At 71.7% G+C, this 4,384-nt stretch carries 6 protein-coding genes; 2 read left to right on the top strand and 4 right to left on the bottom strand.

Annotated elements, in window-relative coordinates; translation table 11 throughout:
• Window positions 1-125: 125 nt before the first annotated feature.
• Window positions 126-539 carry a hypothetical protein gene (locus ACFY4B_RS42485; protein ID WP_387977169.1) on the top strand — a complete coding sequence of 138 codons (414 nt, stop codon included), beginning with the start codon at window positions 126-128 and terminating at the stop codon, window positions 537-539.
• A gap of 33 nt (window positions 540-572) precedes the next feature.
• Here the strand turns inward: ACFY4B_RS42485 and ACFY4B_RS42480 are convergent, their stop codons facing one another.
• Both ACFY4B_RS42480 and ACFY4B_RS42475 read right to left on the bottom strand, forming a co-directional pair.
• Complete coding sequence (locus ACFY4B_RS42480) at window positions 573-788, bottom strand: cold-shock protein (protein ID WP_049650536.1); 216 nt, start codon at window positions 786-788, stop codon at window positions 573-575.
• A gap of 128 nt (window positions 789-916) precedes the next feature.
• Window positions 917-1,234 (bottom strand): hypothetical protein, encoded by a 318-nt coding sequence (locus ACFY4B_RS42475; RefSeq protein ID WP_387977166.1) that lies wholly within the window; start codon window positions 1,232-1,234, stop codon window positions 917-919.
• Between the two features lie 143 nt (window positions 1,235-1,377).
• On the opposite strand from ACFY4B_RS42475, the gene ACFY4B_RS42470 reads away from it, so the two are divergent.
• Window positions 1,378-2,103, top strand: coding sequence for a dienelactone hydrolase family protein (locus ACFY4B_RS42470; RefSeq protein WP_387977163.1), 726 nt, complete (start codon window positions 1,378-1,380; stop codon window positions 2,101-2,103).
• Between the two features lie 80 nt (window positions 2,104-2,183).
• Here the strand turns inward: ACFY4B_RS42470 and ACFY4B_RS42465 are convergent, their stop codons facing one another.
• Together ACFY4B_RS42465 and ACFY4B_RS42460 are read right to left on the bottom strand one after the other, a co-directional pair.
• The gene (locus tag ACFY4B_RS42465) at window positions 2,184-3,671 is read right to left on the bottom strand and encodes a glycoside hydrolase (RefSeq protein ID WP_387977161.1); all 1,488 of its coding nucleotides are present in this window, start codon (window positions 3,669-3,671) and stop codon (window positions 2,184-2,186) included.
• Between the two features lie 127 nt (window positions 3,672-3,798).
• Window positions 3,799-4,384 (bottom strand): glycoside hydrolase family 15 protein (locus ACFY4B_RS42460; RefSeq protein WP_387977158.1); only part of this gene is annotated, 586 nt, incomplete at its 5' end.

The raw sequence follows: 4,384 nt of genomic DNA, 5'->3' as shown, positions 1-4,384 counted from the left end.
TCGGCCGGGAGGTGCCCCCACCGCAGTGGCTCCCTCCTCCGCCTTGCGATGCACGCACCCCAACGCCGCCCCGCCCGCCCTCCGGGCGGACGACGCGAGTTCGAAGACAGGCCCTAGTACTGGAGGTGACGGCCGAGGGCCGTACGGCGGAGTACCCGCTGCACGAGGTCGCGCTCCTCGACGAGTACTCCGGCACCGACGGCCACGTCTACGTGGCGCTTCCGACCGGCCGTCGGCAGATGGTCTCCGTCCCGCTGGAGGGGACGCCCGAGGCCGAGGTCCGGAAGTTCGTCGTCGAGGTGTTCAACGCCGCCGCCGACGCCAAGGCGGCCACGGCCGAACGCCAGGCGCTCGTGCCCCGGGCCGAGGCCGACCTGCGCGAAGCGGTCGAGGACACGGCCGACCAGGAGGAGGCCCGGCGCCGGCTCGCCGACGTGCTGGCCCGCCAGAAGGCGGACACGTGCATCCCCGGGGCCCGCCGCGAACTGGACGAGGCACGGGACCGGTGGCAGAGGCTCACCGGCCGGCGGCCGGTGTAGCCGGGCCGCCGCCCGTCAGGCCCGGTGCACGCCCTAGCCTTCGACGACCTGGACCTTGTCGGCCTGCATCCCCTTCTGGCCCTGGACCGCCTCGAACGTCACCCGCTGGCCCTCGACGAGGGACTTGAAGCCGGCCCCCTCGATCGACCTGAAGTGCACGAACAGGTCCGGGCCGGACTCCGGGGTGATGAACCCGTAGCCCTTCTCGTCGTTGAACCACTTCACGGTGCCGTTCTGGCGGTCGGCCATGTCCACTCCTTGCACAGGGATCACACTGACCGCGCCAGTCTCTCACGCAGCGGAGCCGCTCCGACGCGAAGCGCAGCGGCGGCCGCCGGGACGTTCGCGGTGACCGTGCCCCCGACCTCCGGTACGGCCTACTGGGTGGCGTCGCAGTCCTGACAGCGGCTCGTCGCGGAGCGTTGGGTGTTGCCCCCGGTGGCGTGCAGCGGGTTGGAGTCGGAGAGCCGGCGCCACGCCCCCGGCGAAGGGTCGAGCACCCAGCCGTAGACCGGCGGTTCGACGTCGGCCGGGAGGATGTGGGGGCAGCCCGGCAGATGCGCCTTCCGGCTGGCGTGGACGATGATCGCCGACGGCGGCCAGCCGTCCCACTCGGCGCCGGGCGCGCCCTCGCGGGGCCGCGCCCGCGGAGCGCAGTCCGCGCAGTTGCTCAACTCGTGGCGGCAGTAGTCCATCGGTCCTCATCCCGTCCGGCTCGCGCCCGAGTCTACGGGTGCGCGAGCGGCGGATCGGCCTGCGGCGGGGCGGCAGGCCGCCCGCTCTGCCGACGGCTAAGTCGGGCCCGGGCGGGGGCCGGTCGTCACTACAGTCCCGTTCCATGACGATGGTCACCACGCGTACGGTCGAGTACCCGGCCGACGGAATGACGATGATCGGGCACCTCGCGCTGCCCGCCGGAACCGGCCGCCGGCCCGCGGTCCTGATCGGGCCCGAGGGGCCCGGCCTGAACGACTTCCAGCGCCGCCGGGCCGACGCCCTCGCCGAACTGGGCTACGTGGCACTGGCCTTCGACCTCCACGGCGGGCGCTGGATCAGCGACCCGCAGGAGATGCTGGCGCGGGTGATGCCGCTGCTCGACGACCCCGACCGGATGCGGGGCATCGGCCACGCGGCCCTCGACGTGCTGCTCGCCGAACCGCGGACCGACCCCGAGCGGATCGCCGCCATCGGCTACGGCACCGGGGGCGCGATCGCGCTGGAACTCGGGCGCGACGGCGTCGACCTGCGGGCGATCGGGACGGTCAACGGCCTGGTCACGGGCCGTCCGGGGGAGGCCGCCCGGATCCGCTGCCCGGTGTGGGCCGGGGTCGGGTCGGAGGACCCGATCATGCCGCCCGAGCGGCGGGACGCCTTCGCCGCCGAGATGCAGGCCGCGGGCGTCGACTGGCGCCTGGTGGTCTACGGCGGCGCCCAGCACGCCTTCCACCACCCGACGGTCGGCCACGCCGTGCTCCCCGGCGTCGCCCACCACCCGCAGCAGGCCCAGCGGGCCTGGCGCGACATCGTCGGCCTGCTCGACGAGTGCGTGCCCGTACAGGAGTGAGCCCCGGCCCCTGCCCGTCGACCGACCGGGTCGACGGGCAGGGGCGGGCACCAGGGCAGGGCCCCTTGCCGGCGGACGTCCTACACGTAGACGTCGGAGACCTCGAAGGTCTGCACGGTACGGGCGTTGAAGTAGGACCAGAACCGGGTGCCGCGCATCACGGTGTCCGCGTGCTGCTGGTAGCGCTCACCGCCGGCGTCCGTCCCGGTGGCCCACCGCTCGACCAGGGCACCGTCTTGTCCGGGCCTGCCGAACCGGGAGAGGTCGAAGTTGATCCACTGTCCTTCCCCGTAGTTCACGGCGACGATGACCAGCTTGTGGTTCACGCTGTCGTAGGCCGCGACGGCGTCGGGGTGGCCCGCGTCGATGATCGTCATGCCGGGGCGGATGTGCCGCATGTACTGGGCGAGCAGGAAGTACTTCGGGTTGACCGCGCCGATCACCCCGTTGGTGAGGGTGATCGCCCCGTAGTTCTCCCAGTCGAGGATCTGCCAGATGACCCATGCCGTGGGGTGCAGCCAGCGCAGGTCGAAGTTGAGGTTCCGGGCGAGCTGGAGGCCGCTGGTGTCAACGTCGCCGTACTCGGACATCCAGATGTTCTTGCCGTCCGCCGCCACCATCTTGTACAGCGCGTCGCGGTCACCGTCGACGTCGTAGCCGTGGACGTTCACCCGTCCCACGGCCGCGCGGGTGGCGGCGTCGAAGTCGGGGTTGTCGTGCCAGTTGTACGCGGCGCTGCCGACGCCCCAGTCGTCGAGGCCCGCCACCATCATCCAGTGCAGGCCGCGCGCGTCCAGCTGGGTGCGGGTCTGCCGGATGATCTCGGCCAGTCGGGGCCGGTCGTAGTGGCAGCCCTCCTGTCCGCCGATGAAGTCCGGCGAGTAGCCACCCCAGTTGGCCCCCGGCTCGTTGACCGGCTGGACGGAGGTGAAGTCGATGCCCCAGTGGTCGTGGGCGTACCGGGCCACCGTCGCCATGTACGCCGCGTGGCGGCCGAAGATGTCGTCCCGCAGGTTGCAGCTCCAGCCGTCCGGCGCTCCGCGGGGGTCGTCGTTCTTCAGCATCCACCACATCGGCGAGTTGCTGAAGAGCTCGAACCTGTCGGCGCCGCGGTCCCGGGCCAGCCACATCATGTCGCGCTGGTGCGCGTCGGCGTTCCAGTTCCAGCTGGACGACTGCGGGTCCGCGGAGGCCCAGTCGAGCTGGTAGCCCTCGATCTGCTTGAAGCCGTCCAGTGTCGGACCGGGCTTCATCGTCCGGCCGCCGATGCTGTTCGTTCCCGAGCCGCCGACGTTGTAGCGGACCACGTTCATCCCCAACCCGGGTACCGTCTGCCCCTGGAACCGGACGGTCTTCCGACTGAACAGCACATCGGCCAGGTCCTCCCGGGGGCCGAGCTGGTTGGCCCACCAGGCCAGCGAGGTGCCCCACCCTTCCCAGGTCCCCCAGTTGGCCGACGGATTCACCGTCGTGGTGAAGTCGGCCCAGGCCGGTCGGGCGGCGGAGAGCACCGCCATCGCTCCGACCGGCAGGCCCACCAGTCCACGCAGAACCGTACGACGTTCCATCAAACCCCCCTGAACGGAATCCGCGCGCCCGGATGTGGGGCGTGCGCGAAGCGCTCAGGCTGCACCACCGGCGAGAGGCGGAACCAGTGTGGTGTTGATCACTTCCCGGCTCTGTGGTCTGCCGGTCTCACGGAGCTGTGGTGTCCCCGGATTCCGGGCCGAGGGGCTGGGTGAGCCGCAGGGCGGTGTCGATCAGCGGGACGTGGCTGAAGGCCTGCGGGAAGTTGCCGACCTGGCGCTTGAGGCGCGGGTCCCACTCTTCGGCGAGCAGGCCGACGTCGTTGCGGATCGACAGCAGGCGCTCGAACAGTTCGCGGGCCTCGTCGGTGCGGCCGATCAGGGCGAGGGCGTCGGCGAGCCAGAAGGAGCAGGCGAGGAAGGCGCCTTCGTCGCCCGGCAGGCCGTCCACTCCGCCGTCGGTGGGGTAGCGCAGGACGAAGCCGTCCTCGGTGGACAGTTCGCGCTGGATCGCCTCGATGGTGCCGATGACGCGCTTGTCGTCCGGGGGCAGGAAGCCGACCTGGGGGATCAGCAGCAGCGAGGCGTCGAGTTCGGCTGAGCCGTAGGACTGGGTGAAGGTGTTGCGGTCCGGGTCGTAGCCGTGTTCGCAGACGTCGACGTGGATGGTGTCGCGCAGCGCGCGCCAGCGCTCCAGGTGGCCGCCGGTGGGCTCGTCCTCGGGGGTCTGCTCCAGGAGCTTGATGGTGCGGTCG

The organism is Kitasatospora sp. NPDC001261 (genome assembly GCF_042896795.1).
GTDB lineage: Bacteria > Actinomycetota > Actinomycetes > Streptomycetales > Streptomycetaceae > Kitasatospora.
This window is presented reverse-complemented; position numbering and strand designations above follow the sequence as displayed.

Excerpts from the sequence above, each read along its gene's own strand:
- ACFY4B_RS42480 (WP_049650536.1), bottom strand. The coding sequence starts at position 788 with ATGGCCGACCGCCAGAACGGCACCGTGAAGTGGTTCAACGACGAGAAG.
- ACFY4B_RS42475 (WP_387977166.1), bottom strand. The coding sequence starts at position 1,234 with ATGGACTACTGCCGCCACGAGTTGAGCAACTGCGCGGACTGCGCTCCG.
- ACFY4B_RS42470 (WP_387977163.1), top strand. The coding sequence starts at position 1,378 with ATGACGATGGTCACCACGCGTACGGTCGAGTACCCGGCCGACGGAATG.
- ACFY4B_RS42465 (WP_387977161.1), bottom strand. The coding sequence starts at position 3,671 with ATGGAACGTCGTACGGTTCTGCGTGGACTGGTGGGCCTGCCGGTCGGA.